The sequence below is a fragment of the Micromonospora sp. NBC_01655 genome (assembly GCF_026339755.1).
GTDB lineage: Bacteria > Actinomycetota > Actinomycetes > Mycobacteriales > Micromonosporaceae > Micromonospora.
The window spans coordinates 6,272,838-6,299,310 of record NZ_JAPEQF010000001.1 but is presented as its reverse complement, the minus strand read 5'-3'; the positions used below and the strand labels follow the sequence as shown (position 1 = coordinate 6,299,310).

19 protein-coding genes are annotated in these 26,473 nt (G+C 75.5%); 14 read left to right on the top strand and 5 right to left on the bottom strand.

Features of this window, described 5'->3' with window-relative positions; all coding sequences use genetic code 11:
* Positions 1-68 precede the first annotated feature (68 nt).
* Genes mnmA through OOK41_RS27655 form a run of 4 tightly spaced genes read left to right on the top strand, consistent with a single transcriptional unit; the run spans position 69 to position 3,620 of the window.
* Positions 69-1,142: a tRNA 2-thiouridine(34) synthase MnmA gene (gene mnmA / locus OOK41_RS27670; RefSeq protein ID WP_207892619.1), complete on the top strand. Its 1,074-nt coding sequence runs from the start codon at positions 69-71 to the stop codon at positions 1,140-1,142.
* A gap of 18 nt (positions 1,143-1,160) precedes the next feature.
* The gene (locus tag OOK41_RS27665; protein WP_117666121.1) at positions 1,161-2,165 is read left to right on the top strand and encodes a methionine synthase; all 1,005 of its coding nucleotides are present in this window, start codon (positions 1,161-1,163) and stop codon (positions 2,163-2,165) included.
* 36 nt (positions 2,166-2,201) lie between these two features.
* Positions 2,202-2,570 (top strand): VOC family protein, encoded by a 369-nt coding sequence (locus OOK41_RS27660; RefSeq protein ID WP_207892620.1) that lies wholly within the window; start codon positions 2,202-2,204, stop codon positions 2,568-2,570.
* 42 nt (positions 2,571-2,612) lie between these two features.
* Entirely contained in the window at positions 2,613-3,620 is a 1,008-nt protein-coding gene (locus OOK41_RS27655; RefSeq protein WP_266268023.1) for an ADP-ribosylglycohydrolase family protein, read from the top strand.
* Positions 3,621-3,650: 30 nt separating this feature from the next.
* Here the strand turns inward: OOK41_RS27655 and OOK41_RS27650 are convergent, their stop codons facing one another.
* Positions 3,651-4,217, bottom strand: a complete 567-nt coding sequence (locus OOK41_RS27650) for a type II toxin-antitoxin system PemK/MazF family toxin (RefSeq protein ID WP_117666127.1) — start codon at positions 4,215-4,217, stop codon at positions 3,651-3,653.
* Positions 4,218-4,415: 198 nt separating this feature from the next.
* Here OOK41_RS27650 and ligA point away from each other — a divergent pair, with 198 nt between their 5' ends.
* The 6 genes from ligA to OOK41_RS27620 all read left to right on the top strand — a co-directional run bounded on the left by ligA (position 4,416) and on the right by OOK41_RS27620 (position 15,355).
* On the top strand, positions 4,416-6,683 hold the full coding sequence (gene ligA / locus OOK41_RS27645; RefSeq protein ID WP_266267225.1) for an NAD-dependent DNA ligase LigA: 2,268 nt from the start codon (positions 4,416-4,418) through the stop codon (positions 6,681-6,683).
* A gap of 270 nt (positions 6,684-6,953) precedes the next feature.
* Positions 6,954-9,407 carry a bifunctional diguanylate cyclase/phosphodiesterase gene (locus OOK41_RS27640; RefSeq protein WP_266267224.1) on the top strand — a complete coding sequence of 818 codons (2,454 nt, stop codon included), beginning with the start codon at positions 6,954-6,956 and terminating at the stop codon, positions 9,405-9,407.
* Positions 9,408-9,596: 189 nt separating this feature from the next.
* Positions 9,597-9,902: an Asp-tRNA(Asn)/Glu-tRNA(Gln) amidotransferase subunit GatC gene (gene gatC / locus OOK41_RS27635; protein ID WP_117666131.1), complete on the top strand. Its 306-nt coding sequence runs from the start codon at positions 9,597-9,599 to the stop codon at positions 9,900-9,902.
* Complete coding sequence (gene gatA / locus OOK41_RS27630) at positions 9,899-11,374, top strand: Asp-tRNA(Asn)/Glu-tRNA(Gln) amidotransferase subunit GatA (RefSeq protein WP_266267223.1); 1,476 nt, start codon at positions 9,899-9,901, stop codon at positions 11,372-11,374. Before gatC ends, gatA begins: the two co-directional genes overlap by 4 nt.
* A gap of 12 nt (positions 11,375-11,386) precedes the next feature.
* Entirely contained in the window at positions 11,387-12,886 is a 1,500-nt protein-coding gene (gene gatB, locus OOK41_RS27625) for an Asp-tRNA(Asn)/Glu-tRNA(Gln) amidotransferase subunit GatB (RefSeq protein ID WP_266267222.1), read from the top strand.
* A 111-nt stretch (positions 12,887-12,997) separates the two neighbouring features.
* Positions 12,998-15,355 carry a transketolase C-terminal domain-containing protein gene (locus OOK41_RS27620; RefSeq protein ID WP_266267221.1) on the top strand — a complete coding sequence of 786 codons (2,358 nt, stop codon included), beginning with the start codon at positions 12,998-13,000 and terminating at the stop codon, positions 15,353-15,355.
* A gap of 18 nt (positions 15,356-15,373) precedes the next feature.
* Here the strand turns inward: OOK41_RS27620 and OOK41_RS27615 are convergent, their stop codons facing one another.
* Positions 15,374-16,966 (bottom strand): metallophosphoesterase, encoded by a 1,593-nt coding sequence (locus tag OOK41_RS27615; protein WP_266267220.1) that lies wholly within the window; start codon positions 16,964-16,966, stop codon positions 15,374-15,376.
* An 89-nt stretch (positions 16,967-17,055) separates the two neighbouring features.
* Positions 17,056-18,231 carry a sorbosone dehydrogenase family protein gene (locus OOK41_RS27610; protein WP_117666142.1) on the bottom strand — a complete coding sequence of 392 codons (1,176 nt, stop codon included), beginning with the start codon at positions 18,229-18,231 and terminating at the stop codon, positions 17,056-17,058.
* Positions 18,232-18,422: 191 nt separating this feature from the next.
* Between OOK41_RS27610 and OOK41_RS27605 the strand changes: the two genes are divergently transcribed.
* Complete coding sequence (locus OOK41_RS27605; RefSeq protein ID WP_117666925.1) at positions 18,423-19,349, top strand: 2-hydroxyacid dehydrogenase; 927 nt, start codon at positions 18,423-18,425, stop codon at positions 19,347-19,349.
* A gap of 108 nt (positions 19,350-19,457) precedes the next feature.
* On the opposite strand, the gene OOK41_RS27600 is transcribed toward OOK41_RS27605, so the two are convergent.
* Entirely contained in the window at positions 19,458-19,835 is a 378-nt protein-coding gene (locus OOK41_RS27600) for a PH domain-containing protein (RefSeq protein WP_266267219.1), read from the bottom strand.
* Between the two features lie 802 nt (positions 19,836-20,637).
* Here OOK41_RS27600 and OOK41_RS27595 point away from each other — a divergent pair.
* Complete coding sequence (locus tag OOK41_RS27595; RefSeq protein ID WP_323136270.1) at positions 20,638-22,713, top strand: EAL domain-containing protein; 2,076 nt, start codon at positions 20,638-20,640, stop codon at positions 22,711-22,713.
* 28 nt (positions 22,714-22,741) lie between these two features.
* Here the strand turns inward: OOK41_RS27595 and OOK41_RS27590 are convergent, their stop codons facing one another.
* Positions 22,742-23,761, bottom strand: a complete 1,020-nt coding sequence (locus OOK41_RS27590) for a LacI family DNA-binding transcriptional regulator (protein ID WP_266267217.1) — start codon at positions 23,759-23,761, stop codon at positions 22,742-22,744.
* A gap of 499 nt (positions 23,762-24,260) precedes the next feature.
* On the opposite strand from OOK41_RS27590, the gene OOK41_RS27585 reads away from it, so the two are divergent.
* The gene (locus tag OOK41_RS27585) at positions 24,261-24,656 is read left to right on the top strand and encodes a metalloregulator ArsR/SmtB family transcription factor (protein WP_323136243.1); all 396 of its coding nucleotides are present in this window, start codon (positions 24,261-24,263) and stop codon (positions 24,654-24,656) included.
* Positions 24,653-26,320, top strand: a complete 1,668-nt coding sequence (locus OOK41_RS27580) for a SulP family inorganic anion transporter (RefSeq protein WP_266267215.1) — start codon at positions 24,653-24,655, stop codon at positions 26,318-26,320. The genes OOK41_RS27585 and OOK41_RS27580 overlap by 4 nt, the downstream gene beginning before the upstream one ends.
* The last annotated feature ends 153 nt before the right edge of the window (positions 26,321-26,473 follow it).

Below are 26,473 nucleotides of genomic sequence, written 5' to 3'. Positions count from 1 at the left end.
CACGGCTCCATGATCGACGGGGCGGAGGGCGGGGGCCGGTAGGCTCGGGGGGAAAGGAGCGTGACGGGGTGAGGGTTCTTGCGGCCATGTCCGGTGGGGTGGACTCCGCCGTGGCGGCGGCGCGGGCAGTGGCGGCCGGGCACGACGTGACGGGCGTGCACCTGGCGCTGGCCCGCAATCCGCAGACGTACCGGACCGGGGCGCGCGGGTGCTGCACGCTGGAGGACTCCCGGGACGCCCGGCGGGCCGCCGACGTGATCGGCATCCCGTTCTACGTGTGGGACATGGCCGACCGGTTCCACGCCGACGTGGTCGACGACTTCGTCGCCGAGTACGCGGCCGGCCGTACCCCGAACCCCTGCCTGCGCTGTAACGAGAAGATCAAGTTCGCCGCGGTGCTGGACCGGGCCGTGGCCCTGGGCTTCGACGCCGTCGTCACCGGCCACCACGCCCGGCTCGGCCCGGACGGCCTGCTGCGCCGCAGCGTCGACCTCGCCAAGGACCAGTCGTACGTGCTGGCGGTGCTGACCCGCGCCCAGCTCGACCGGTCGATCTTCCCGCTCGGCGACTCGACCAAGGCGCAGGTCCGCGAGGAGGCGGCCCGCCGTGGGCTCGCCGTGGCCGACAAGCCGGACTCGCACGACATCTGCTTCATCGCCGACGGCGACACCCGGGGCTTCCTGGCCGGCCGGCTCGGCGAGGCCCCGGGCGACGTGGTCGACGCGCTCACCGGCGCGGTGGTCGGCAGCCACACCGGCGCGTACGCGTACACGGTGGGGCAGCGGCGCGGCCTGCACCTGGACCGGCCCGCCCCGGACGGCCGGCCGCGCTACGTGCTCTCGATCACGCCGAAGACCAACACCGTCACCGTGGGGCCGGCCGAGGCGCTGGAGGTCTCCTCGGTGCGCGCCGAGCGTCCGGTGTGGACCGCAGGCGCCCGGCCGGCCGGGCCGTTCGGGTGCGAGGTGCAGCTACGCGCCCACGGCGACGTGGTGCCGGCCACCGTCGAGCTGACCGGGGACACGCTGCGCGCCGAGCTGCGCCGCCCGGTGCGTGGCGTCGCCGCCGGCCAGGCCGTGGTGGCGTACCGGCCGGACCCGGCCGGCGACGTGGTGCTCGGCTCCGCCACCATCACCGGCTGATCCGTATACCCTTCGCCCGTGACAGATCTCGCATGGTCCTGGCCGGCCGGCGCGGCGACCGGCATCGGTTCGCTGCCCGGCACCGACGTGGCCGAGGCGCAGCGGGTCGTCCTCGGCGAGCTGCCCGCCCTGCCCCACCTGCCCGAGCTGCCCGCACGCGGGCCGGGGGCGGACCTGATCGGGCGCACCGGGGGCCTGCTGGCCGAGCTGCCCGTCGAGCTGTACGCGGCCCGCTGGCGGGTCGCCTCCCGGCCGGGCCGGGACCTGCGCCGGGCGCGGGACCTGATGGAACGCGATCTCGACCAACTCGCCGAGCAGGCCGAGGAGTACGCAGGGACGGTCAAGGTGCAGGCGGCCGGCCCGTACACCCTGGCCGCCTCGCTCGACCTGCCGATCGGCGGCCGGATGCTGCGCGACCCGGGCGCGGTGCGGGACCTCACCGGCTCCCTCGCCGAGGGGCTGCGCGGGCACGTCGCCGCTGTCGCCCGCCGGCTGCCCCGGGCCACGGTGCTGCTCCAGCTCGACGAGCCGTCCCTGCCGGCCGTGCTGGCCGGGCGGGTGCCCACGGAGAGCGGCTTCGGCACGTACCGTCCGGTGCCGCAGTCCGACGCGGCGGACCTGCTGCGCACCGTGGTCGAGGCGGTCGGGGTCCCGGTCGTGGTGCACTGCTGCGCGCCGGACCTCCCGCTGGAGCTGGTCCGCTCGGCCGGCGCCGCCGCGGTCGCGCTGGACCTGAGCCTGGTGAAGGACCTGGACCCGCTCGGCGAGGCGATCGACGCCGGGCTCGGGCTGCTGGCCGGTGCCGCCCCGGCCACCCCGCCGCCGGACGGTCGCGCGCCGACCTCCGCCCAGGTCGCCGACCGGGTACGTCAGCTCTGGGACCGCCTCGGCTTTCCCCGCCGCCGGCTCACCGAGCAGGTGGTGGTCACCCCCGCCTGCGGCCTCGCCGGAGCCACCCCGCAGTACGTCCGGGCGGTGCTCGCCGCATGCCGGGACGCGGGGCGGCGACTCGCCGAGGACTGAGGTTTCCTGTCGTACCCGGCGGGCAGAATGACGCCCATGGTTGGACAACTGCGTTCTACGGTGATCGACTGCCCCGACCCCCGGGCCCTCGCGGCGTTCTACGCCGAGCTGCTGGGCCTGCCGGTGGCGGAGGAGGACTCCGAAGGCGACGAGTGGGTGGTGCTCGGCGGCCCGGCGGGCCGCCATCCCCGGCTCGCCTTCCAGCGGGCACCCGAGCTGCCCCCGCCGACCTGGCCCGACCCGGAGCGGCCCCAGCAGTTCCACCTCGACGTCACCGTCTCCGACATCGAGGCCGCCGAGAAGGCGGCGCTGGCCCTGGGCGCGCGGCGGCTGCCCGGCGAGGGCGAGGACTTCCGGGTCTACGCCGACCCAGCCGGTCACCCGTTCTGCCTCGTCTGGGAGTGACCCGCGCTCCCGTAGCGGGGCTTGCTGCCGCCAGGCATGATCATGGGGGTGATCGACTCCTCGCTCCGGCGGGCCTCCGGCTCGCTCTTCGGCCTCGCCTACGGTGACGCGCTGGGCCGGCCGACCGAGTTCCTGACCGTCGCCGAGATCCACCGCCGGTACGGCCCGTCCGGCCCGCGCGAGCTGGAGGGCGACCCGGCGCTGGTCACCGACGACACCCAGATGGCGCTCGCGGTGGGCTGGGCGCTGCACGACGCGCCGGCGTTCACCCCGGAGGCGGTCGAGCCGCTGCTGCGGGAGCGCTTCCTGGCCTGGTCGGTCAGCCCGGACAACAACCGCGCCCCGGGGATGACCTGCCTGCGGGCCTGCGCCGAGCTGTCCCGGGGGGTGCGCTGGCAGGAGGCGACCGTGGCCGGCTCGAAGGGCTGCGGCGCCAACATGCGGGTCACCCCGATCGGGCTGCTCCCCGTCGACCTGGACACCCTGGCCGGCCTCGCCCAGCTCCAGGCCGGGCTGACCCACGGCCACCCCACCGGGCTGGCCGCCAGCGAGCTGACCGCGTACGCGGTTCGGCTGCTGCGCGACGGTGTCGTCCTGGCCGAGCTGCCGGCGCTGCTCGCCGAGCGGGCCCGCGGGCAGCGCCGGGTCTACCGGGCGGACTGGCTCGGCGACCTGTGGCAGCGCCCGGGCGTGGACTCCCCGGAGGACTTCATCGCCCGTGGTTGGGACGAGTGCCTGGCCGTCCTGGGCCGGCTGAACACGACGCTCACCCGCCCCGACGACGGCGGCGACCCGTGCCGGCGGACCGGTGAGGGCTGGGTGGCCGAGGAGGCGCTGGCGACCGCGCTGCTCTGCGCGCTGTGGCACGCCGACGACCCGGTCGGCGCGCTGGCCCGGGGCGCCACCACCGCCGGCGACTCCGATTCGATCGCCGCCCTGGCCGGCGCCTTCGTCGGCGCCGCCCACGGCCTGTCCGCCTGGCCGAGAGCCTGGTCCACCCGCATCGAGTACGCCGACCAACTAACCACCCTAGCCACCCCTCACGACTAACCCCCCACCCCACCCGACCAGCCCCGTTGATCAAGAGGTGGGGAGGTGGGGGAGGGCGCGGAGTTGGCGCCAGAGGGCGGGGTCGCACCTGCCCGCGTGGTCCCGCAGGGCCGAGGTGGTGATCCGGATGGGTTCGCTGATGTCGAGGTAGCTGTCGTGGTCGGCGCCGGGGTCCCAGTCGCGGGTGGGGATGCGGACGTGGTCGTCCCGGTTGGACTTGTCCTGACTGGTGACCTTGAGCACGTCGACGCCCCGACCGTCGGCGCGCAGCACCACACAGGGGCGGACCTTCGAGCCGGTGCCGTCGGCGTACGGGACCTCGGCCCACCAGACCTCGCCGGGTCGGGGCGTGCCGGCGGGGGCCCGCTCGGCGGCGCGCGGCCGGGGCGGGGCGGCCGGTCGGCCCGGGGCCCGCGTGCCGGCGCCCCGGCCGGGGCGGGGGGCGGCGGACCCGGGGCGCGGTCGGTCCCGCTGCGGCCGGGGCCGGTCCCGCCGGGCGCGCTCGGGCCCGGAGTTCCGCCGGCGCCACTCGCTCCATGCCCAGCCCGCGACGACGGCCAGCACGATCGCCAGCGCCCAGAGCAGCCAGTCCGGCATCTGCGCCTCCCCATGTCCGGCGGCGGCCCCGGCACCGCCGACGTGCGGCGATCCTCGCACGTCGGCGGGGTGACGGCCCGCCGGGCGCGGCGGGCGGCCGGTGGATTGTCCTACCCGGCCGATACGGTGCGGGGGTAGCGTGATCACAGGAGGTCGCACGACGTGTCCGGTGGCGGCAAGGTGTCGGGGAGCGGCAAGGTGTCCGAGAGCGGCAGGGCGTCGAAGGGCGGCAGGACGTCGGGGGACGATCCGGCGGCGGCACCGGCGAGCGGCAGCGCGGCCGGGGACGATCCGGCGGGGCCGGGCGCGTCGGTCGGGGCGGCCGGGGGTGGCGCGGAGGAGGCCGTACCGCAGCGGGTCACCCCGGCCCAGGAGGCGGCGGCGGGCGCCGACCCGACCCCCGAGACGCGGGAGCGGCACGCCACCCTGAGCCAGGAGTTGACCGAGCACCAGTACCGCTACTACGTCATGGACGCCCCGATCGTCACCGACGCCGAGTTCGACCGGCAGTTGCGCGAGCTGGAGGCGCTGGAGGCCGAGTTCCCGGCGCTGCGCACCCCGGACTCCCCGACCCAGCGGGTCGGCGGCACCTTCTCGACCGACTTCACCCCGGTCGCCCACGCCGAGCGGATGCTCTCCCTCGACAACGCCTTCGCCGACGAGGAACTGGCGGCCTGGGCCGAGCGGGTCGAGCGGGACGCCGGCGGCCCGGTGCCCTACCTGTGCGAGCTCAAGGTCGACGGGCTGGCGATCAACCTGACCTACGAGAAGGGCCGGCTGGTCCGCGCGGCCACCCGGGGCGACGGGCGCACCGGCGAGGACGTCACGGCCAACGTCCGCAGCATCCGGGACGTGCCGGCCCGGCTGACCCCGTCGGCCGAGTTCCCCGACATGCCCGAGTTCATCGAGGTGCGCGGCGAGATCTTCTTCCCGGTCGCCGGCTTCGCCGACCTCAACGCCAGCCTGGTGGAGCAGGGCAAGGACCCGTTCGCCAACCCGCGCAACGCCGCCGCCGGCAGCCTGCGCCAGAAGGACCCGCGGATCACCGCGTCCCGGCCGCTGCGGCTGGTGGTGCACGGCATCGGCGCCCGGGGCGGCTTCACCCCGACCGCCCAGTCCGAGTCGTACGCGGCGCTGAAGGCGTGGGGGCTGCCGACCAGCGACCGCTGGCGGGTGGTGCCCGACCTGGCCGGCGTCGCGGAGTTCATCGCGTACTACGCCGAGCACCGGCACGACGTCGAGCACGAGATCGACGGCGTGGTGGTCAAGGTGGACCCGGTCTCCATCCAGGGCCGGCTCGGCTCCACCAGTCGGGCCCCGCGCTGGGCGATCGCCTTCAAGTACCCCCCGGAGGAGGTCAACACCAAGCTGCTCGACATCGAGGTGGAGGTCGGGCGCACCGGCCGGGTGACCCCACGGGCCCTGCTCCAGCCGGTCAAGGTGGCCGGCTCCACCGTCGCCTACGCCACCCTGCACAACGCCCGCGAGGTGGAACGCAAGGGGGTGCTGATCGGCGACACGGTGGTGATCCGCAAGGCCGGCGACGTGATCCCCGAGGTGCTCGGCCCGGTGGTCGACCTGCGGCCCGCCGACGCCCGGCCGTTCGTCATGCCGACCAACTGCCCGGCCTGCGGCACCCCGCTGCGGCCGGAGAAGGAGGCGGACGTCGACATCCGCTGCCCGAACAGCCGTAGCTGCCCGGCGCAGCTACGTGAGCGGGTGTTCCACCTGGCCGGCCGGGGCGCGTTCGACATCGAGGTGCTCGGCTACAAGGGCGCGGCGGCGCTGCTGGACGCTCAGGTCATCACCGACGAGGGCGACCTGTTCGGCCTCGACGCCGAGCAGTTGGCCCGGTCGCCGTTCTTCGTGAACAAGGACGGCAGCCTCGGCAGCAACGCCGTGAAGCTGCTCGACAACCTCGCCGTGGCCCGGGAGCGCGACCTGTGGCGGGTGCTGGTGGCGCTCTCCATCCGGCACGTCGGCCCGACTGCCGCCCAGGCCATCGCCCGGCACTTCCGCTCGATGGCGGCGATCGAGGCGGCCGACGAGGAGGAACTGTCCTCGGTCGACGGCGTCGGCCCGACGATCGCGGCCAGCATCAAGGAGTGGTTCACCGTCGACTGGCACCGCGAGGTGGTCCGCAAGTGGGCCGAGGCGGGCGTACGGATGACCGAGGAGGCCGGCGACGAGGGGCCGCGCCCGCTGGAGGGGCTCACCGTCGTGGTGACCGGCACCCTGGCCGGGTTCTCCCGGGACCAGGCCGCCGAGGCGATCCAGACCCGGGGCGGCAAGGTGACCGGCTCGGTCTCCAAGAAGACCGGCTTCGTGGTGGTGGGGGACAACCCCGGCTCCAAGGCCGACAAGGCGGTCAGCCTGAAGGTGCCGGTGCTGGACGAGGAGGGCTTCCGGGTCCTGCTCGACCAGGGCCCGGACGCGGCCCGTGAGGTGGCCCGCATCGGCGAGTGACCCGGTCCGCCGCCCCGGGCGACCCGGGCCGCAGTGCGCCACCGGCCCGGCCGTAGGGCGCCACCGACCCGGGCCCGCAGTGCGCCACCGACCCGGGCCGCAGGGGCCGGGTCGCGGGTCGCGGGGCTTGACCGCACCTGGCCGCGTATACCAACTTAATTACGACTACGACCGATTCGTGGCTGTCGTCTCGGAAAAAGCGGCACCCAGGGCGTTTCATGGGGGCACGACGGGCGCAGGGCCCGCCGTGGCCACTGCCCGGGAGGTGCGATGGCGGCCGCCGATCCGCGAAACTCCGTCCCGCCGGCACGGGTGACGTCCTTCTACGGCTTCGTCGCCGCCGTCGCGGCGCTGGCGCTGCTGGTCGCGGCCGGGCCGCTGGCCGCGCTGCCGGACCGGGTCGCCGCGCTGCCGGTGGCGTTCTGGACGATGGCGGCCCTCGCCGTGATCTGCGACGCGCGGCCGTTCGTGCCGCCGGGGCGCCGGCAGCCCTCGGCGGTCTTCCCGTCCACCTGCTTCACCTTCGCCATCCTGCTCGGCTGGGGGCTCGGTCCGGCCGTGGCGGTGCAGACGGTGGCGGTGGTCGTCTCGGGCTGGCGGATGGGGCACGCCGGCTGGCGGTCCGGCTTCAACGCCGCCCAGTACGCCTGCGCGCTGGCCGCCGCCGCCGCGGTCACCGGCCTGGGACCGGGCGGGATCTTCGAGGGCGGACACCTGGGCTGGCGGGACGTGCTGGCCGTCGGCGGGGCGGCGACGGCCTGGTTCGTGGCCAACTACGGCCTGGTCAGCACCGCCATCCGGCTGCGCTTCGGGGGCCGCTGGTGGCCCGGGGTCCGGTCGGGCCTGGGATACGAGCTGATCTCCACCGGGTCGCTGCTGCTGCTCGCCCCGGTGCTGGTGGCCGCCGCCCGGGCCAGCGCCGCGCTGATCCCGCTGGTGCTGGTGCCGCTGTTCGCGGTGTACCGGATGGCCCACCTCGCCGCCGAGCAGGAGCAGCTCGGCGCGCTCGACCCGCTCACCGGCCTGCCCAACCGCAAGGCGCTGCTCGCGGAGGTCGCCGAGCAGGTCCACCTGCACGCCGAGCGGGCCGCCCGGGGCGACCAGGACGCCCACCTGGCGCTGCTGCTGATCGACCTGGACCGGTTCAAGAACGTCAACGACGCGCTCGGTCACGCCGTGGGCGACCGGCTGCTGGTCGAGGTGAGCGCCCGGCTGGCCGGCGCGGTGGGGGACCGGGACCTGCTCGCCCGCCTCGGCGGGGACGAGTTCGCCATCGTCAGCACCGGGCTGACCGGGGTCGACGCCGCCCGGGAGACCGCCGAGCGGCTGGTGGCCGCGCTCGCCGAGCCGGTGGCGCTGGACGGGCTGCCGCTGGACGTCGGCGGCTCCATCGGCATCGCGATCTACCCCGAGCACGGGGAGGACTTCGCCACCCTGATGCGCCACGCCGACGTGGCGATGTACGACGCCAAGCAGCGCAGCGACACCGTCGCCGTGTACGCCGCCGAGTCCGACCACAACTCCGCCGAGCGGCTGGGTCTGCTGGCCGACCTGCGGCGCGTACTCGAATCGGGGCCGGCGGGGCGGGACGACGGTCGGGTGGCGGGCGGGGTGCGCGGCGGGGACGGCGCCGCGTTGCCGTCCGCCCTCGCCCCGGCGGTCGCCGGCCGTGGCGGCGCGGGCGGCTCGACCGGCGGGTCGACCCGGTGGGGCGCCCGCCGGCGCCGGGAGCGCCCGGGGCAGGCCCACCCCGACGAGCTGATCCACCGGATCGTCACCGCCGCCGACCCGATCCGTCGGCGGGCCGCCGCGAGCGGCGCCGGGCCGGAGCAGCCGGTCGAACCGGGCGGCGGGGCAACGGAGGCGGATTCCGGGACCGGGCCGGAGCCCGGGCGCGGGTACGCGGAGCCGGCCGGCCGGCCGGCGGGGCCGGACGAGCCGGGCGACCCCGGCGAGATCACCATGTACTACCAGCCGCAGGTCGCCATCGCCACCGGCGAGGTGGTGGGCGTGGAGGCGCTGCTGCGCTGGCGGCATCCGCGCCGGGGGATGGTCGACCCGGAGGAGCTGATCCGGGTCGCCGAGCAGAGCGCGGTGATGCGGCTGCTCACCCGCCGGGTGGTCGACGACGTGGTGGAGCAGTTGGCGAAGTGGTCGGCGGCCGGGATCACCCTGCGGGCGGCGCTCAACGTCAGCGTCCGGGACCTGCACACCGGCGAGATCGCCGACCAGATCGCCGACCGGCTGGCCCGGTTCGGCGTCCGGCCGGAGCGGCTGCAACTGGAGATCACCGAGGGCGCGCTGATGGCCGATCCGCGCCGGGTGCTGGCCACCATCTCCCGGCTGCACGGCATCGGGGTGGCCATCGCGCTGGACGACTTCGGCACCGGGTACTCGTCGATGCAGCACCTGCGCCGGCTTCCGCTGTCCGAGGTGAAGGTGGACCGGTCGTTCGTGCTCGGGATGGTCGAGGACGCGGACGACGCCGCGATCGTCCGGTCGATGATCGAGCTGGCCGGGGCGCTCGGGCTTCGGGTCGTCGCGGAGGGGGTGGAGGACGAGCGGACCTGGCGGCTGCTGCACGCCGCCGGCTGCGACGTGGCGCAGGGCTGGTTCTACGCCCGGCCGATGCCGGCCGAGGAGTTGGCCGCGTGGCTCGCCCGGTACCGGCCGCTGCGGCCGGCCGCGCGGGAGGCGGAGAGCCGGCCCCCGCACATCCGCTGACCCGCCGACCCCGCACGTCCGCCGGCCCTGCGGCCCGCCGGCACCCCGGCGTCGGAGGGCCGAAGGGGGAGTCGGGGACGCCGGGCCGGTGCTGGACAATAGACTCGCTCCGGTCACCGCACGTCATCGTCAATCCGACGCGCGGCGGGCCACCGCCAGAACAGCACGACAGCCACGAAGGGGGCACTGATGGCCGCCATCTCCCGCGAGGAGGTCGCGCACCTGGCGCGACTGTCGCGGCTCGCCGTCACGGAGGAGGAGCTGGACACCTTCGCCGGCCAGCTCGACACGATCCTCCAGGCGGTCGCCCAGGTCGGCGAGGTCACCGCGGCGGACATTCCGCCGACCTCCCACTCCGTACCGCTGACGAACGTGCTGCGCGAGGACGTGGTGGTGCCGGGCCTGACCCCGGCCGAGGCCCTGTCGGGCGCGCCCGACGCGGAGGAACAGCGGTTCCGCGTCCCGCGGATCCTGGACGAGGATGTGGCGTCGTGACTGACCTGACCAAGCTGACCGCCGTCGAGATCGCCGGCCTCGTGGCCGGCGGGGAGACCTCGGCCGTCGAGGTGACCCGGGCCCACCTGGACCGGATCGCCGCCGTCGAGGACCGGGTGCACGCCTTCCTGCACGTCGACGCCGACGGCGCGCTCGCCGCCGCGCGCGCGGTCGACGAGCGCCGGGCGGCCGGCGAGGAACTGGGCCCGCTGGCCGGCGTCCCGGTGGCCGTCAAGGACGTGCTGACCACCAAGGGCGTGCCGACCACCGTCGGGTCGAAGATCCTTGAGGGCTGGCGTCCGCCGTACGACGCGACGATCGTGCAGCGGCTGCGGGCGGCCGGCACGGTGATGCTCGGCAAGACCAACATGGACGAGTTCGCCATGGGCTCCTCCACGGAGTACTCGGCGTACGGGCCGTCCCGCAACCCGTGGGACACCGACCGCATCCCGGGCGGCTCCGGTGGCGGCAGCGCCGCCGCGCTGGCCGCGTACGAGGCGCCGCTGGCGATCGGCTCGGACACCGGCGGCTCGATCCGCCAGCCGGGCGCGGTCACCGGCACCGTCGGGGCGAAGCCCACCTACGGCGGCACCTCCCGGTACGGCCTGGTGGCGTTCTCCTCCTCGCTGGACACCCCGGGCCCGTGCGCGCGTACGGTGCTGGACGCGGCGCTGCTGCACGCGGCGATCGGCGGCCACGACCCGCGCGACTCCACCTCCATCCCGCAGCCGGTGCCCGACGTGGTGGCCGCCGCGCGGCTCGGCGCGACCGGCGACCTGACCGGCGTGCGGCTGGGCGTGGTCACCGAGTTCTCCGGCGAGGGCGGCGAGCCGGGCGTGACGGCCGCGTTCCGCGAGTCCGTCGACGCCCTGGCCAAGCTCGGCGCGGAGATCGTCGAGATCTCCTGCCCGCACTTCAAGTACGCCCTCCCGGCGTACTACCTGATCGCGCCGAGCGAGTGCTCCTCGAACCTGGCCCGGTTCGACGGCGTCCGGTTCGGGCTGCGGGAGGGCGACGACGGCAACCGGTCGCTGGAGGAGGTCATGTCGCTGACCCGGGACGTCGGCTTCGGCCCCGAGGTCAAGCGCCGGATCATGCTCGGCACGTACGCCCTCTCCTCGGGCTACTACGACGCCTACTACGGGCAGGCGCAGAAGGTCCGGACGCTGATCACCCGGGACTTCACCGCCGCGTTCGAGCGGGTCGACGCGCTGATCTCGCCGACCACGCCGTTCGTGGCGTTCCCGATCGGCGCGCGCACCGCCGACCCGTACCAGATGTACCTGGCCGACCTGTACACCATCCCGGCCAACCTGTACGGCGGGCCGGGCATCTCGGTGCCGTGCGGGCTCGCCGACGGGCTGCCCGTCGGGCTCCAGGTGATGGCCCCGACGATGGCCGACGACCGGATGTACCGGGTCGCCGCCGCGCTGGAGTCTGCGGTCGGCACGTTCACCCCACCGGCACTGTAGGTAGGAGCACCGATGACGACCACCCTGCCCGCGTACGACGACGTCGTCGCGCGCTACGAACCGGTGATCGGCCTGGAGACCCACGTCGAGCTGGGCACGAACACGAAGATGTTCTGCGGCTGCCCGACCGACTTCGGCGGCGAGCCGAACACCCGGGTCTGCCCGGTCTGCCTCGGCCTGCCCGGCTCGCTGCCGGTGGCGAACAAGGCGGCCATCGAGGCGACGATCCGGATCGGCCTGGCGCTGAACTGCTCCATCGCGCAGTGGTGCCGGTTCGCCCGGAAGAACTACTTCTACCCGGACATGCCGAAGAACTTCCAGATCAGCCAGTACGACGAGCCGCTCTGCGTCGACGGGTACCTCGACGTGGAGGTGAACGGCGAACTGGTCCGGATCGGCATCGAGCGGGTGCACCTGGAGGAGGACACCGGCAAGACGCTGCACGTCGGCGGCGCCACCGGCCGGATCCACGGGGCGACCGAGTCGCTGGTCGACTACAACCGGGCCGGCATCCCGCTGGTGGAGATCGTCACCAAGCCGGTCCCCGGCATCGGTGCGCTCGCCCCCGAGGTGGCCCGGGCGTACGTCGCCGAGCTGCGCGACGTGATCCGCTCCCTGGGCGTCTCCGACGTGCGGATGGAGGAGGGTTCGCTGCGCTGCGACGTGAACACCTCCCTCAACCTTCCCGGCGAGGAGTGGGGCACCCGCACCGAGACGAAGAACGTCAACTCGCTGCGCTCGGTGGAGCGGGCGGTCCGCTCGGAGATGCTGCGCCAGGCGTCGGTGCTCGACGCGGGCGGCCGGATCACCCAGGAGACCCGGCACTTCCAGGAGGACACCGGGGACACCCGGCCGGGCCGGTCCAAGGAGACCGCCACCGACTACCGGTACTTCCCGGAGCCGGACCTGGTGCCGCTCGCCCCGGACACCGCGTGGGTGGCCGAGCTGAAGGCCGCCCTGCCGGAGCTGCCCCGCCTGCACCGCCGCCGGCTCCAGCAGGACTGGGGCCTGTCCGACGCCGACATGCAGTCGGTGCTCAACGCCGGCGCGGTCGAGCTGATCGAGGCCACCGTGGCCGCCGGGGCCACCCCCGCCGGCGCCCGCAAGTGGTGGCTGGGCGAGCTGTCCCGCCGGGCCAACGAGGCCGGCATCGAGCTGGCCGACGTCGGGGCCACCCCGACCCAGGTCGCCGAGCTCCAGGGCCTGGTCGACGCCGGCAAGCTCAACGACAAGCTGGCCCGGACCGTCCTGGAGGGCGTGGTGGCCGGTGAGGGCTCACCCACCCAGATCATGACCAACCGGGGCCTGGAGGTCGTCTCCGACACCGGCGCGCTCACCGCCGCCGTGGACGAGGCGATCGCCGCGAACCCGCAAATCGCCGAGAAGATCCGCAGCGGCAAGGTCGCGGCGGCCGGCGCGCTGGTCGGCGCGGTCATGAAGACCACCCGCGGCCAGGCCGACGCCAAGACCGTCCGCGAGCTGATCCTGGAGCGCCTCGGCGTCCAGGGCTGACCCCCGGGAGGGCCGCCGCCGACCAGGGGGCGGCCCTCCCGCCTTCTTCGAGTACGCGGCCCCCGCACCCCCTCGCGAGGGCGTCAACGGCGACGCCCGGATGGAGCCACCGTGAACCAGCACGACCTCGATGTCCTCGACGAGATCCAGCGGCGGGTGCTCTGGCTCGCCACCCGGATCGTCGACGCGGCCAACCACGACCGGGCCACCGGCGACGGGGTGAAGGTCGGCGGCCACCAGGCCTCCAGCGCCTCCCTGGTCACCGCGATGACCGCGCTGTGGTTCGCCCACCTCGACGCCGAGGACCGGGTCGCGGTCAAGCCGCACGCCTCCCCGGTCTTCCACGCCGTCCAGTACCTGCTGGGCAACCTGGACCGGTCGTACCTGCCGAGGCTGCGCGCCCGGGGCGGCCTCCAGTCGTACCCGTCGCGCACCAAGGACCCGGACGGCGTCGACTTCTCCACCGGCTCGGTCGGCCTCGGCGCCGCCGCGCCGCTGTTCGCCGCCGTCACCCGCCGGTACGTCGACGCCCACTTCGGCGAGCGCCCGCACTCCCGGTTCGTGGCGCTGATCGGCGACGCCGAGCTGGACGAGGGCAACATCTGGGAGGCCGTCGCCGACCCGGCCACCACCGGGCTGGGCAACGTGATGTGGCTGGTCGACTTCAACCGCCAGTCGCTGGACCGGGTCGTCCCCGGGGTGCGGATCAACCAGTGGCGCGGCCAGTTCGAGGCCGCCGGCTGGCACGTCGTCGAGGTCAAGTACGGCCGCCGGCTCGCCCAGGCGTACGCCCGGCCGGGCGGGGAGGCGCTGCGCGACTGGATCGACGCGATGCCCAACGAGCAGTACCAGTCGCTGTTCGGGCTGGCCGGCCCGGCGCTGCGCGCGCAGTTCCTCGACGGGGCGCCGGCCGGGATCGCCGAGTTCATCGCCGACGTCCCCGACGACGAGCTGGGCCCGCTGGTCACCGACCTGGGCGGGCACGACCTCGCGGCGATGCTCGACGCGTACGCCCAGTGCGACGCGGTCACCGACCGGCCCAGCGTGGTCTTCGCGTACACGGTGAAGGGGTGGGGGCTGCCGATCGCCGGAAACCCGCGCAACCACTCGGCGCTGCTGTCCACCGAGCAGGTCGACGCCCTGCGCACCGCGCACGGGCTGACCGCCGAGACCGAGTGGGACCGGCTCGACCCGGCGACCCCGGCCGGCATCCGGGCCGGTGAGCGCCGGGAGGCGCTGTCCCGGGCGCCCCGCGAGCGGGCGCTGCCGGTCACCGTCCCGGAGGCCACCCGGGTACGCGCCAACAAGCCCGTCTCCACCCAGGAGGTCTTCGGCCGGGTGCTGGTGGACCTGGCCCGGGACGAGAAGCTGGCGCCGTACCTGGTCACCACCGCGCCGGACGTGGCCACCTCGACCAACCTGGCCGGGTTCATCAACAAGACCGGGGTGTTCGCCCCGACCGCGCAGCGCTCCTGGACGGAGGACCGGATGCTGCGCTGGACGGAGAGCCCGTCGGGCCAGCACATCGAGCTGGGCATCTCGGAGATGAACCTGTTCCTGCTGCTCGGCCAGCTCGGCCTGTCCTGGGACCTGTCCGGGCAGCCGCTGCTGCCGGTCGGCACGGTCTACGACCCGTTCGTGCTGCGCGGGCTGGACGCGTTCCTGTACGGCACGTACTCCGGCTCCCGGTTCGTGGTCGCCGGCACCCCGTCGGGCATCACCCTCGCTCCCGAGGGCGGCGCCCACCAGTCGACGATCACCGCCTCGGTCGGGCTGGAACTGCCCGGGGTCACCTTCGTCGAGCCGGCGTACGCGGCCACGCTCGACTGGCTGCTCTGCGACGCGCTCGGCCAGATCGCCGCCGGTGGCGCGCCGGCCAGCACCGCCGCGCCGGCCGAGGACGGGGCGTACTACTTCCGGCTCAGCACCCGCCCGATCGACCAGGCCCCCTTCGAGGCGGCCCGGGCCCGGCTCGGCGACGCGGTGCTGCGCCGGCAGGCGGTCGCCGGGGCGTACCGGCTGGTGGACGCGCACGAGGCGGACCCGCACCTGGCCGACGCCCCGGTGGTGCAGCTCGCCGCGTCCGGCGCGGTGCTGCCCGAGGTGCTGGCCGCCGCCGCCGAGCTGGCCGAGGAGGGCATCGCCGCGCACGTCGTCGACGTGACCAGCCTGGACCGGCTCTACCGGGCCTGGCAGCGCACCCTGCGCCAGGGCGTCCGGACGGCCACCGTGCCGAGCGTCCCCGGGGCGCTGCGGTCGGCGTTCGCCGACCGGGTGCCGGTGGTGACCGTGCACGACGCCGCCTCGCACGCCATGGCCTGGCTCGGCTCGGCCCTCGGCGCGCCCGCCGTGCCGCTGGGGGTCGACGAGTTCGGCCAGTCCGGCAGCGTCCACGAGCTGTACGAGCTGCACGACCTGCTGCCCGGCAGCATCGTCAACGCCGCCCTGGCCGCCCTGTCCCTGCGCTGACCCCCCGCCCGGCCCGCCTCAGCGGGTCGGGGTGGGGGTGACCGGGACCTCGGCGCCGGCCTTCGGGTTCTGCACCACGTGCCGCTCCAGGTTGACCTGCGCCTGGCCGGTCCCGCCGACGGTGATGTCGTCGTACGCCTGGAGCAGCTTGTCCTTGTCGAGGTAGAGCACCGTCATCGACAGCGGGGTGGGCTTCTCTCCCTCCAGGCCACGCAGCCCGGCCCCGCCGGTGGACCCCTCCACCATGAGCTGGGTGGCCGTCTGGCCCGGCACCTGCGGCAGCTTGGAGACCTGCCGGGCGTGGGTGTGGCCGGCGAGGACCAGCGGGCAGGTGCCCGACAGCGGGCCGGCGGACGCCGGGTCGTGCACCAGGGCGATGTCGACCGGTTTCGGCGAGTCGCGGACGGTGGCGGCGAGCTGGTCGCCGGCCCCGATCACCTGGTCGGCGACCTGCTTGGTCAGGCCGCTGCCGGCGGGCGAGGTCTCCTTGTCCGGGGTGAACCGGGGGTCGCCGATGCCGGCGATGGTCAGCCCGGCGACGGTGGTGGTCGAGTTGTTCAGCACGATGGCGTTCGGCTGCTGGGCCACCGCCGCCGACGTCTTGCCCGAGTCGTGGTTGCCCCGGATGTAGACGTACGGCTTCTTGAGCAACCCGATCGAGCCGACGAAGGACGCCTCCGGCTCGCTGCCCCAGTCGGTGAGGTCCCCGGTGTCGATCACCACGTCGATGCCGAACTGCTCGACCACCGTGCGGATGAGCTGCCAGGCGGTCGGGTTGAGGTGCATGTCGGAGACGTGCAGGACCCGGGTGGTGCCGGGCGCCGGCTCGTACACCGGCAGCGCGGACACGGTGGTGTAGAGCTGGCTGACGTTGCCGACGAGGCGCTGGAGCTGCTCGGCGTACTTGGTGTAGTCGTTGGCGATCCTCCGGGCGTCGCCGACGATCGCCGGGGCGTTGACCAGCAGCCCCTCGTACCGGGGCTCCTCGATCGCCTGCGGGCGGAGGGTGGACGCGGCCAGGCCGAGGCTGGCGGCGGTGACCGTCAGGGCCAGTCCCCCGGCCCAGGCGGTGCGCCGGGCGTCCCGGAAGACCAGGGCGGCCAGCAGCAGGGTGACCAGCAGCGTCGCGCCGATGGTACGCAGCCCGAGGCGCATCACCCCGGTCCGGACGTCGGTGACGGCGGACTGGCTGGCCCGGCTGATGCTCGCCGGGTCGTCGATCAACGCCTCGGTGCGTCGCTGGTCCAGCGCCCCCAGCCCCACGGTCAGGTGGGTCGGCCCGTCGTGGCTGTCCAGTTGCAGGGCGCCCAGCGGCGGGATGTCGACGGTGGTGCCGCCGGTGAGCGCGGGCGCGAGGGTCAGCTCGGCCCGGAACGGGCCGATGTCGGTCTGCACCCGCCCGCCGGCGAGGGTGCCGAGCACCACCCCGGCCAGGGCGATCGCCACGACGGCGAGCGCCACGCCCACCCGGCGGGCGACGGCCCGGCCCCGGCCGGCCGGGACGGCCCCGCGCCGGCGCCGCAGGGCCGGGCGCCGGCCACGACCGGTCGCCGGGGTGCCGGCGTCCCCGGCGTCCCCGGTGTTCCGCTGTTCGTTCTCCTGGCCGTCCATGCTGAGATTCTGACCTGCCCAATGAAGGATCTTGGCAAACCTGGGATTCCGGAGCGCGCGCCGCGCGGACCGGGGTGTTACGGCCGGGGCTAGCTGCGCCCCGCGCCGCCGTCGGAGAAGACCAGCCGCAGGATGCGGTCGTCCTCGGGGGCCGGCTCGCCCCGCCCGTCGTGGTTGGAGGTGGTGACCCAGATCGACCCGTCGGGCGCGGCGACCGCCGCCCGCAGCCGACCATACCTGCGGGTGAACATCTCCCGGGGCTGACCGAGCACGGTGCCGGCGTCGGTCAGCTCGACCAGCCAGAGCCGCTGCCCGCGCAGGCAGGAGGTGACCAGCAGCCGATCGGTCGCCGCCAGGCCCGAGCAGGACGCGTCGGAGGTCTTCCACTGCACCAGCGGGTCGGTGTACCGCTTGTCGCCGGCCTTCCCCTCGACGCGGGGCCAGCCGTAGTTGCCGCCCCTGGTGATCAGGTTGATCTCGTCCCAGGTGTTCTGGCCGAACTCGACCGCGTACATCCGCTTGCCGGCGTCCCAGGCGAGGCCCTGCACGTTGCGGTGCCCCAGCGACCAGACCGGGGACCCCGGGTACGGGTTGCCCGGGGCCGGCTTGCCGTCGGCGGTGATCCGCAGGATCTTGCCGCCGAGGCTCTTCTGGTCCTGCGCGGACTCCCGGTTGCCGGCGTCGCCGGTGCTGGCGTACAGGTGGCCGTCCGGGCCGAAGGCGAGTCCGCCGCCGTTGTGGGTGCCGGACCGGGGGATGCCGGTCAGGACCGGCGTCGGCCGGCCGCCCAGCTCCAGCCTGACGATCCGGTTGTCCCGCTCGGCGGTGTGGTAGACGAAGACCGTCCGGTCCGTGGCGTAGCGGGGCGACACGGCGATGCCGAGCAGGCCGCCCTCCCCGCCGGCCGCCACCTCGGGCACGGTCTGCACGGCGGTGACGGTCAGCCCGTCCCGCCCGGATCCGGGCCCGACCCGGAGGATCCGGCCGCTGTCCCGCTCGGTGACCAGCGCGCCGCCGTCCGGCAGGAACGCGATCCCCCAGGGCACCCGCAGGCCCTTGGCCAGCACGGTGGCGACCACCTGCTGGCCGGCGCCGCCGTCGGGGGCGGACGCGGACGGGGTCGGCAGGTTCGGCGGCTCGCCGGCAGGGTCCGGGTCCGGCTCGCCGAAGCTGCATCCGGCGGCGGCCAGCAGCAGCGCCGCGCACGACGCCGCGGCCACCGCGCGCACGGCACTCTTCCGGGGGTACGGGGGACGGGCGTTCACCCGGCCCAGCCTAGCCGCCCGGACCGGCCCGGGCGGGGGCGCGCGGGGCCGGTCCGGGCGGGGCCGTCACCGGGGGTCGATGCCCGGTCGTCCCCGACCGGCGGCCCGCCGGCACCGGGTGGTCCGGCACCGGGTGGTTCGGCCCCCGCCGGCGGGGCGCCCGCGCCGCCGGGCGGCTATCGTCATCGGGCGTGAAGGTATGGATTCCGCACCCGGTCGGCCGCGACCTGCTCGGCGACGTGCCGCCCGGGGTCAGCGTCGAGGTGGCCGAGTCGCCGTCCCGCCTCCCGTCCGACCCGGCCGACGTGCGGTTCTGGGTGCCCCCGTTCCTGTCCGGCGGGGACGCCACCGCCCTGCTCGGCGAGCTGCCCGACCTGCGGGTGGTGCAGCTCCTCTCCGCCGGGGCCGACGCCTGGGCCGGCCGGGTCCCGGCCGGGGTGGCGCTCTGCGACGCGCGCGGAGTGCACGACTCCGGCACCGCCGAGTGGGTGGCCGGCGCGATCCTCTCCCAGCTGCGCGGCTTCCCCGCCTTCGCCGTCGCCCAGTCCCGCCGCGAGTGGGCGTACGACCGGGTCTGCCCGACCGACGAGCTGGCCGGCAAGCGGGTGCTGATCGTCGGCGCGGGCTCGATCGGGGCGGCGGTGCGCGCCCGGCTGACGCCGTTCGAGGTGACCTTCACCCTGGTCGCCCGGACGGCCCGCCCCGCCGAGGGGGTGCGCGGGGTCGACGAGCTGCCGGCGCTGCTGCCCGAGGCCGACGTGGTGGTGCTGCTGGTGCCGCTGACCGAGGCCACCCGGGGCCTGGTCGACGAGGAGTTCCTCGCCGCGATGCCCGACGGCGCGCTGCTGGTCAACGCCGCGCGCGGCCCGGTGGCCCGGACGGACGCGCTGGTCGCGGAGTTGGCCTCCGGCCGGCTGCGGGCCGCGCTGGACGTCACCGACCCCGAGCCGCTGCCCGCCGACCACCCGCTGTGGGAACTGCCCAACGTGCTGCTCACCCCGCACGTCGCCGGCTCGGTGCGCGGGCTGCTGCCCCGGGGGTACCGGCTGGTGGGCGAGCAGGTGCGGCGGTTCGTCGCCGGCCAGCCGCTGGTCAACACGGTCTCGGACGGCTACTGAGCCGCCCCGGCCAATCCGGCCGACGCTCGGCCCGCCGGCGTGGGGCCTGGCGGTCGGGGTCGGGCGGTCGGGGTCAGGTGGTCGACTCGGGCGGGCGGGCCGTCGGGGTCAGACGGTCGGGCCGGGCAGGGTCTGGCCCGTGACGGCGACGAGCCGGGGCAGTTCGGTGCCGCGTACCGCGGGCAGGACCAGCCACTCGCCGTCGTCGAGCCGGGCGACGGCCCGGCCCCGGGCATCGGTGGTCAGCTCGACGATCCGCTCCCAGCCGATCCGGCGCTGCCCGGCCAGCGCCCGCAGGCGCAGCTCCCGGGCGTCCGCCTCGGTGCCGGAGCGCCAGGCCCAGACGGCGACGGCGAGCGGGACGAGCAGCACCGGCAGGAAGTACCACCCGGCGCTGGCCAGCGGCAGCGCCCCGATGAAGGCGATCACCGCCGCGACCAGGATCGCCTGGTTGGGGCGGAAGCGGACGGTCTCGGCGCGGCTCACCCCCCGATGATCCCACCCGGGCTGGGCCGGACCCCGGGCGGGCGGGGGCGCGGGTGATCGGCGCCATGATAGTGACTTGAATCACTCATTTTCGCGGCCTGGTAGCCGTTTCCTGCGGTGTCGATGGATCGTTCCCCCATGTTGGGCCGGCGAACCCGTCGCGCCCACGCCGCCCCGGAACGCCACGCCGGGCGACGCCGTCGACCGCAACCGCACCGTCGTACCGCACCGCCCGTGCCCCCTCACGAAGGCGATCGCCGTGTCCGTCGCGTATCCCTCCGGCGCCTCCCGCAGCCTCCCGCGTCCCGCCGACCTGCTGGCGCTGGCGACGGCGGCGGTGCTCGTCCTCGCCGGCCTGGCCGGCGCGGTCCCGCCGCTGGCCGCGGTGGCGCTCGCCGGCGCCGCCGGCAGCGTCCTGGCCGGCGTCCGGCTGTCCCTGCTGGCCGTGCCCGTCAGGCATGCCGGGCCACCGGGCGGCGGCCCCGACCGGGCCGGCCGCCGCGCCACCCGCTGCCGCTCGGCCGCCGGGCTGCTCGACGCGGCGGTGGCCGCGGTCGGGCTGACCGTCGCGGTGCTCCCGCTCGTCGGCGCCGGACTGCGGGTCGCCGTCGGCGCGGCCGGCCTCGGGGTCGCCGCCCTGCTGCACACCGGCGGGCTGCTCCTGCTGCCCGGCCGCAGCCGGCTGCCGAACCGGGCCCGGGTCCGCCGCGCCGTCGACATCGTCAGCCTGGGCCTGAGCCTGATCTTCGCCGCCTGGGTGCTGCTGCCGCCGGGGGAGACCCCGCCGGCCGCCCGGGTCGCGGTGGTGGCCGGCGGGTTCGGCCTCGCGGCGATCGGTGTCGCGGCGCTGGCCGACTGGCAGCGCCGGCCGGGCGCGGCGATCTGCCTGCTCGGCGCCGGGGCGGCCCAGTTCGGCCTGCTCGCGCTGATCGTGCTGCTCGCCTACGAGGCCCCGGACCGGGCCCTGCTGACCACCGTCGGGCCGCTGGTGGTCGGGGCGCTGCTCACCGCCGCCGGGGTCCGCCGGGTGGCTGCCGGCGACCCGCGCCGCCCGGGCGGCCCGCCGCCCGTCTGGCCCCGGGTCAGCGCGCCGGCCGCGATCGCCACCCTGGCCGCCGGCGGGCACCTCTACGCGCACGGCGACTTCACGCCGGGGGCGATCCTGCTCGGGCTGGCGGTGATCCCGCCGCTGGTGGTCCGGGAGCTGATGACCGCCACCGACAACCGCCGGTACGCCGCCCGCCTCGCCGCCCAGGAGGCGCACTTCCGGGCCCTGGTCGCGGGCGGCAACGACCTGATCCTGCTGCTCGACGAAGCGCTGCGGGTGCGCTGGCAGTCCCCGGCCGGGACCCGGCTGTTCGGGCTGACCGACGCCGACGTGCTCGGCCGGCCCTTCGCCGACCTGCTGCACCCCGCCGACGCCCCGCGCGCCGCGCTGCTGCTCGACGAGGTGCGCGCCGGTGCCCGGCCGACGCTGCTGGTCGCCCGGATGCGCGACGGACACGGGGCGTGGCAGGAGACCGAGTCCACGATCAGCGACCAGCGCGGGGCGCCCGAGGTCCAGGCGCTGGTGCTGCATGTGCGTGACGTCGGCGAGCGCCGTCGGCTGGAGCGCGCGGTGCACCAGCTCGCCGCGACCGACCAGCTCACCGGGCTGGCCAACCGGCGCGAGCTGCTGCGCGAGCTGGCCGCCCGGCGGAACGGGGCGCTGCTGGTGGTGGATCTGCACGGCCTAGGGGTGGTCAACGACGGTCGCGGCCACGCGGTCGGCGACGTGGTCGTGGTGGAGGTGGCCCGCCGGCTGCGCGCGGCGGTCGGCCCGGACGACCTGGTGGCCCGGCTGGTCGGCGACGAGTTCGGCGTGGTCACCACCGCCGGCCCGGTGCTGGCGTACGCGCTGGGCACCCGGCTGCTGGAGGCGCTCGGCGAGCCGTACCGGGTGGCGGGCGACGAGGTCCGGTTGCAGGCCAGCATCGGCCTGGCCGAGATCTTCGGCGCGGCTGCCGACGACGTGCTGCGCCAGGCGGACCTGGCCCGCCGGCGGGCCGCCCAGCTTGGCCGGGACCGGATCGAGTGGTACGACGCATACCTGGAGGAGCAGCTCGTCCGCCGGCTCGACCTGGAGCGGGAGCTGCCCGGCGCGGTGGCCCGGGGCGAGCTGGACCTGGTCTACCAGCCGGTGCTCGGGCTGGCCGACCGGCTGCCGGTGGGCACCGAGGCGCTGCTGCGCTGGCGCAGCCCGGTGCTGGGCACCGTGCTCCCGGCCGAGCTGCTCCCGGTCGCCGAGGACCTGGACCTCCTCGGCGAGGTGGGCCGCTGGGTGCTGGACCGGGCCTGCCGCCAACTGGCCGACTGGTCGGCGGACCGGCAGCTCTGGATGTCGGTGAACGTCACCCCTCGGGAGCTGGCCGCGCCCGACTTCCTCCAGCGCGCCGCGGCGGTGCTGGCCACCCACGGGGTGCCGCCGGACCGGCTGGTGGTCGAGGTGGCCGAGCCGCGCATCGGCGCGGAGTTGCCGACGGTGGTGGCCCGGCTGGCCGGGCTGCGCTCGCTCGGCGTGCGCACCGCGCTGGACGACTTCCGGGCCGCGCACGCCTCGCTGGCCCAGTTGCGCCGGCTCCCCATCGACCTGCTCAAGCTGGCCCCGCACCGGGTCGACGGGGCCGACGGCGGGCACCACCCGCTGGTCGACGTGGTGGTCAGCCTCGGCGATCGGCTGGGCCTGGAGATCGTCGCCGCGCAGCTCGAGACGCCGGCCCAGGTGGCCGCCGCCGGTCGGGCCGGCTGCCGCTACGGGCAGGGTTTCGCGCTCGCCCGGCCGGCGACCGCCGAGCGGGTGGAGGCGTACTTCGAGGAATTCCCGTCCGCGTCCAGGTGAGGTCCCGGGGGCGGGGTGCTGAACCGGTTCACCTGACCCGGGGCGGGGCGGTGCTGCCCCGGGGCGTCAGGTGCGCGGTCTCGTCCTGGAGCCCGCTGGTCGGCTCGCCGGCGATCACCCGGAGCAACTGCCGGGCGGCGTGCGCGCCGTACGCGGGGATGTCCCGGCCGAGGGCGGTCAGCGGCGGGTGCACGAGCTGGCACAGCGGGGAGTCGTCCCAGGCGACGATCGACAGGTCGCCGGGAACCTGAAGACCCATCTCCTGGGCCACGGACAGCCCGGCTATGGCCATCACGTCGTTGTCGTAGATGACGGCGGTGGGGCGGCCCGGTGAGCTGAGCAGCCGTCGGGTGGCTCGCGCCCCCTCCTCGCCGGTGTAGTCCGACCAGACGGTGACCGACTCGTCGAGCCCGAGCCGCCGGCACACCTCGGTGAACGCGTCGCTGCGGATCTCGGTGTGCAGCAGCGCGGGCAGGCCGCCGACCCGGGCGATCCGGCGGTGGCCCAGGGCGACCAGGTACTCCACCGTCTCGGCCAGCGCCGCGGCCTCGTCGGACCAGACGCTGGCCAACGAGCCGGTGTGCCCGGGACCGCCGATCACCACGGCCGGCAGTTGCAGCTCCTCCAGCGCGGGTACCCGGCGGTCGTCGGTGCGCAGGTCGCAGACGAAGACCCCGTCCACCCGGCGCTCGGCCCACCAGCGCCGGTAGACCGCGATCTCCGCGTCCTGGTCGGCGACCACCTGGAGGGTCAGCGCGTACGACCGGTCCGACAGTTCGGCCTCGACGCCACTGATCAGCTCCATGAAGAACGGCTCGATGCCGAGGGTCCGGGCCGGGCGGCACAGGGCCAGGCCGACCGCCTTGGCGGTGGCGCCGGAGAGCGCCCGCGCGGCGCTGCTCGGGCTGAACCCGATCTCGGCGGCGATGGCCAGGATGCGCTGCCGGGTCGCCTCGGAGACGCCGGGCTGTCCGTTCAGCGCGTACGAGACCGCGCCCTTGGACACCCCGGCCCGCCGTGCGACGTCGGCGATGGTCGGCCGCTTCACCGGCGTGTCTCCTTCACTTGCTCGGCCCGCCCGGGGCGGGTGTCCCGGCGCCGGGGTGACGGCGGCACTCACGCTACTGCAACCGACCCGGCGGGCGCCCCGGGCTGTGGCCGCGTTCTGGTTCTTCGCCGAGGACCGCGACGCCGACTGTCCGGCGGCGGAGTTCGACGCGACCGTGGAGGGCGTCGACGGCGGGCAGCGGGGGTCACCGCCCGCACCATCCTGCGCACGGTCAACTGAATCCGACGGCCCCTTCCCGCCGCCTCGGCGGCGCCACCCTCGGTCGACGTGGTGCATGCCGGCGGCGTGACAACGTCGTCGCCGACGCGGCCGCTTCGCCCCCGCTGCTTGATCCACACCACGTGCGGGATGTTGCGGTAACCCGACGCCGGGACGCCGCAGCATCCCGCGCCTCGTGTCGATCAGCTCACATGAGCACTTGAAGAATTCCGCAAGTGGTAAATTCGTCATGTTCTCATCGAGTTGGGGAGGGTCACGGGTGTCCGTGCCGCTGTACCAGGCCAAGGCCGAGCTGTTCCGCACCCTCGGGCACCCCGCGCGGATCCGGGTGCTCGAACTGCTCCAGGACGGGCCGAAGCCGGTCCGTGAGCTGCTCGCGGCAATCGACGTCGAGGCGTCCAACCTCTCCCAGCAGCTCGCCGTGCTGCGCCGCGCCGGCATGGTCACCTCGTACCGGGACGGCCCCCTGGTCATGTACTCGCTCAGCACCCCCGACGTGGCCGACCTGCTGGCCGCCGGCCGGCGGATCCTCGGCGCGGTGCTCACCGACCGGGACGCCCTGCTCGACGAACTGCGCGCTGGCGGCACCGGTCCCGCTCCCGACGCCGCCACGAGCACCGGGTTGGATGGCTCGCGGGCCGGTCAGAGCCGGTGAGCGCCGCGACCGCCGTCGTCCGCGACCGGGTCCTCGGCCTGCTGCCCGGCCGCGCCGACTGGCAGGCGGTACGCCGCTCGCCCCGCCGGGACCTGCTCGCCGGGCTGACCGTCGCGATCGTGGCGCTGCCGCTGGCCCTCGCCTTCGGCGTCACTTCCGGCCTGGGCGCGCAGGCCGGGCTGGTCACCGCCGTGGTCGCCGGCGCGGTGGCGGCCGTCTTCGGCGGATCCAACCTCCAGGTCTCCGGCCCCACCGGGGCGATGACCGTGGTGCTGGTCCCGGTGGTGCAGCAGTTCGGCCCGACCGGGGTGCTGATGGTGGGCGCGATGGCCGGCCTGGTGCTGATCGCCCTGGCGCTGGCCCGCCTCGGCCGGTACGTCCGCTACCTGCCCACTCCCGTCATCGAGGGCTTCACCGCCGGCATCGCCGTGGTCATCGCCCTGCAACAGGTGCCCGCCGCGCTCGGCGTGACCGACGCGCACGGCGACCGGGTGTGGGCGGTGGCCGCCGACGCGGTCGCCCGGTTCGTCGTACACCCCCGGCCGGTCGCACTCGCGGTGGCCCTCGGCGTCGCGGCGCTGATGCTGCTCGGCGCCCGCTGGCGGCCCGGCCTGCCGTTCTCGCTGCTCGGCGTGGCCGCCGCGACGATCCTCGCCGAGAACGCCCCGGTGGACCTGGTCCGCATCGGCGCGCTGCCGCAGGGGCTGCCCGCGCCGTCACTGGGCTTCCTCGACCTCGGCGCGGTCGGCGTGCTGCTGCCGTCCGCGCTCGCGGTGGCCGCCCTCGCGGCACTGGAGAGCCTGCTTTCGGCCACCGTCGCCGACGGGATGACCGTGGGCGAGCGGCACGACCCGGACAAGGAGCTGTTCGGTCAGGGCCTGGCCAACCTCGCCTCGCCGCTGTTCGGCGGCATCCCGGCCACCGCCGCCATCGCCCGTACGGCCGTGAACGTGCGCGCCGGGGCGTCGTCGAAGCTGGCCGCGCTGACCCACGCCGCCGCGCTCGCGGCGATCGTGCTCGCCGCCGCCCCGCTGGTCGGCCGGATCCCGCTCGCCGCGCTCGCCGGGGTGCTGCTCGCCACCACCGTACGGATGGTGGAGGCCGGCTCCCTCTGGGCGCTCGCTCGGGCCACCCGGGGCGACGCGCTGGTGCTCGTGCTCACCTTCGCCGTCACGGTGATCTGGGACCTGGTGACCGCCGTGGCCGTCGGCATCGCCGTGGCGATCGTGATCGCGCTGCGCGCGGTGGCCCGCAGCGCCCGCCTGGAGCAGGTTCCGCTGGACGCGGGGGAGCACAGCGCCGAGGAGCACGCCCTGCTCGACGCGCACATCGTGGCGTACCGGCTGGACGGGCCGCTGTTCTTCGCCGCCGCGCACACCTTCCTGCTCCAGCTCTCCGACGTCGCCGACGTCCGGGTGGTCATCCTGCGGATGTCCCGGGTGTCCACCATGGACGCCACCGGCGCGCAGGTGCTCGGCGACGCGATCCGGCGGCTGCGGGGGCGGGGGATCGTGGTGCTGCTCTCCGGCGTGACGCCGGGGCACGACCAGGTGCTCAGCGTGCTGGGGGTGGCGGAGGAACTGCGCCGCGACGGCCTGGTCTTTTCGGACACCCCAGCGGCTATCGCCCACGCCCGCGATCTGGCCCTGGCCGACGCCCACTGACCCTCTGGACCGGCCCGCGCTTCAAGATCCTGGTAGGGATCTGCCCCTCCAGGGGCGGATCCCTACCAGGATTCACGCCTGATGGGCCAAGGCGGCGTCAGGCCGTGTCAGGATCTGCGGTGGCACCGACCTACCCATCGAAACGAGCCGAGA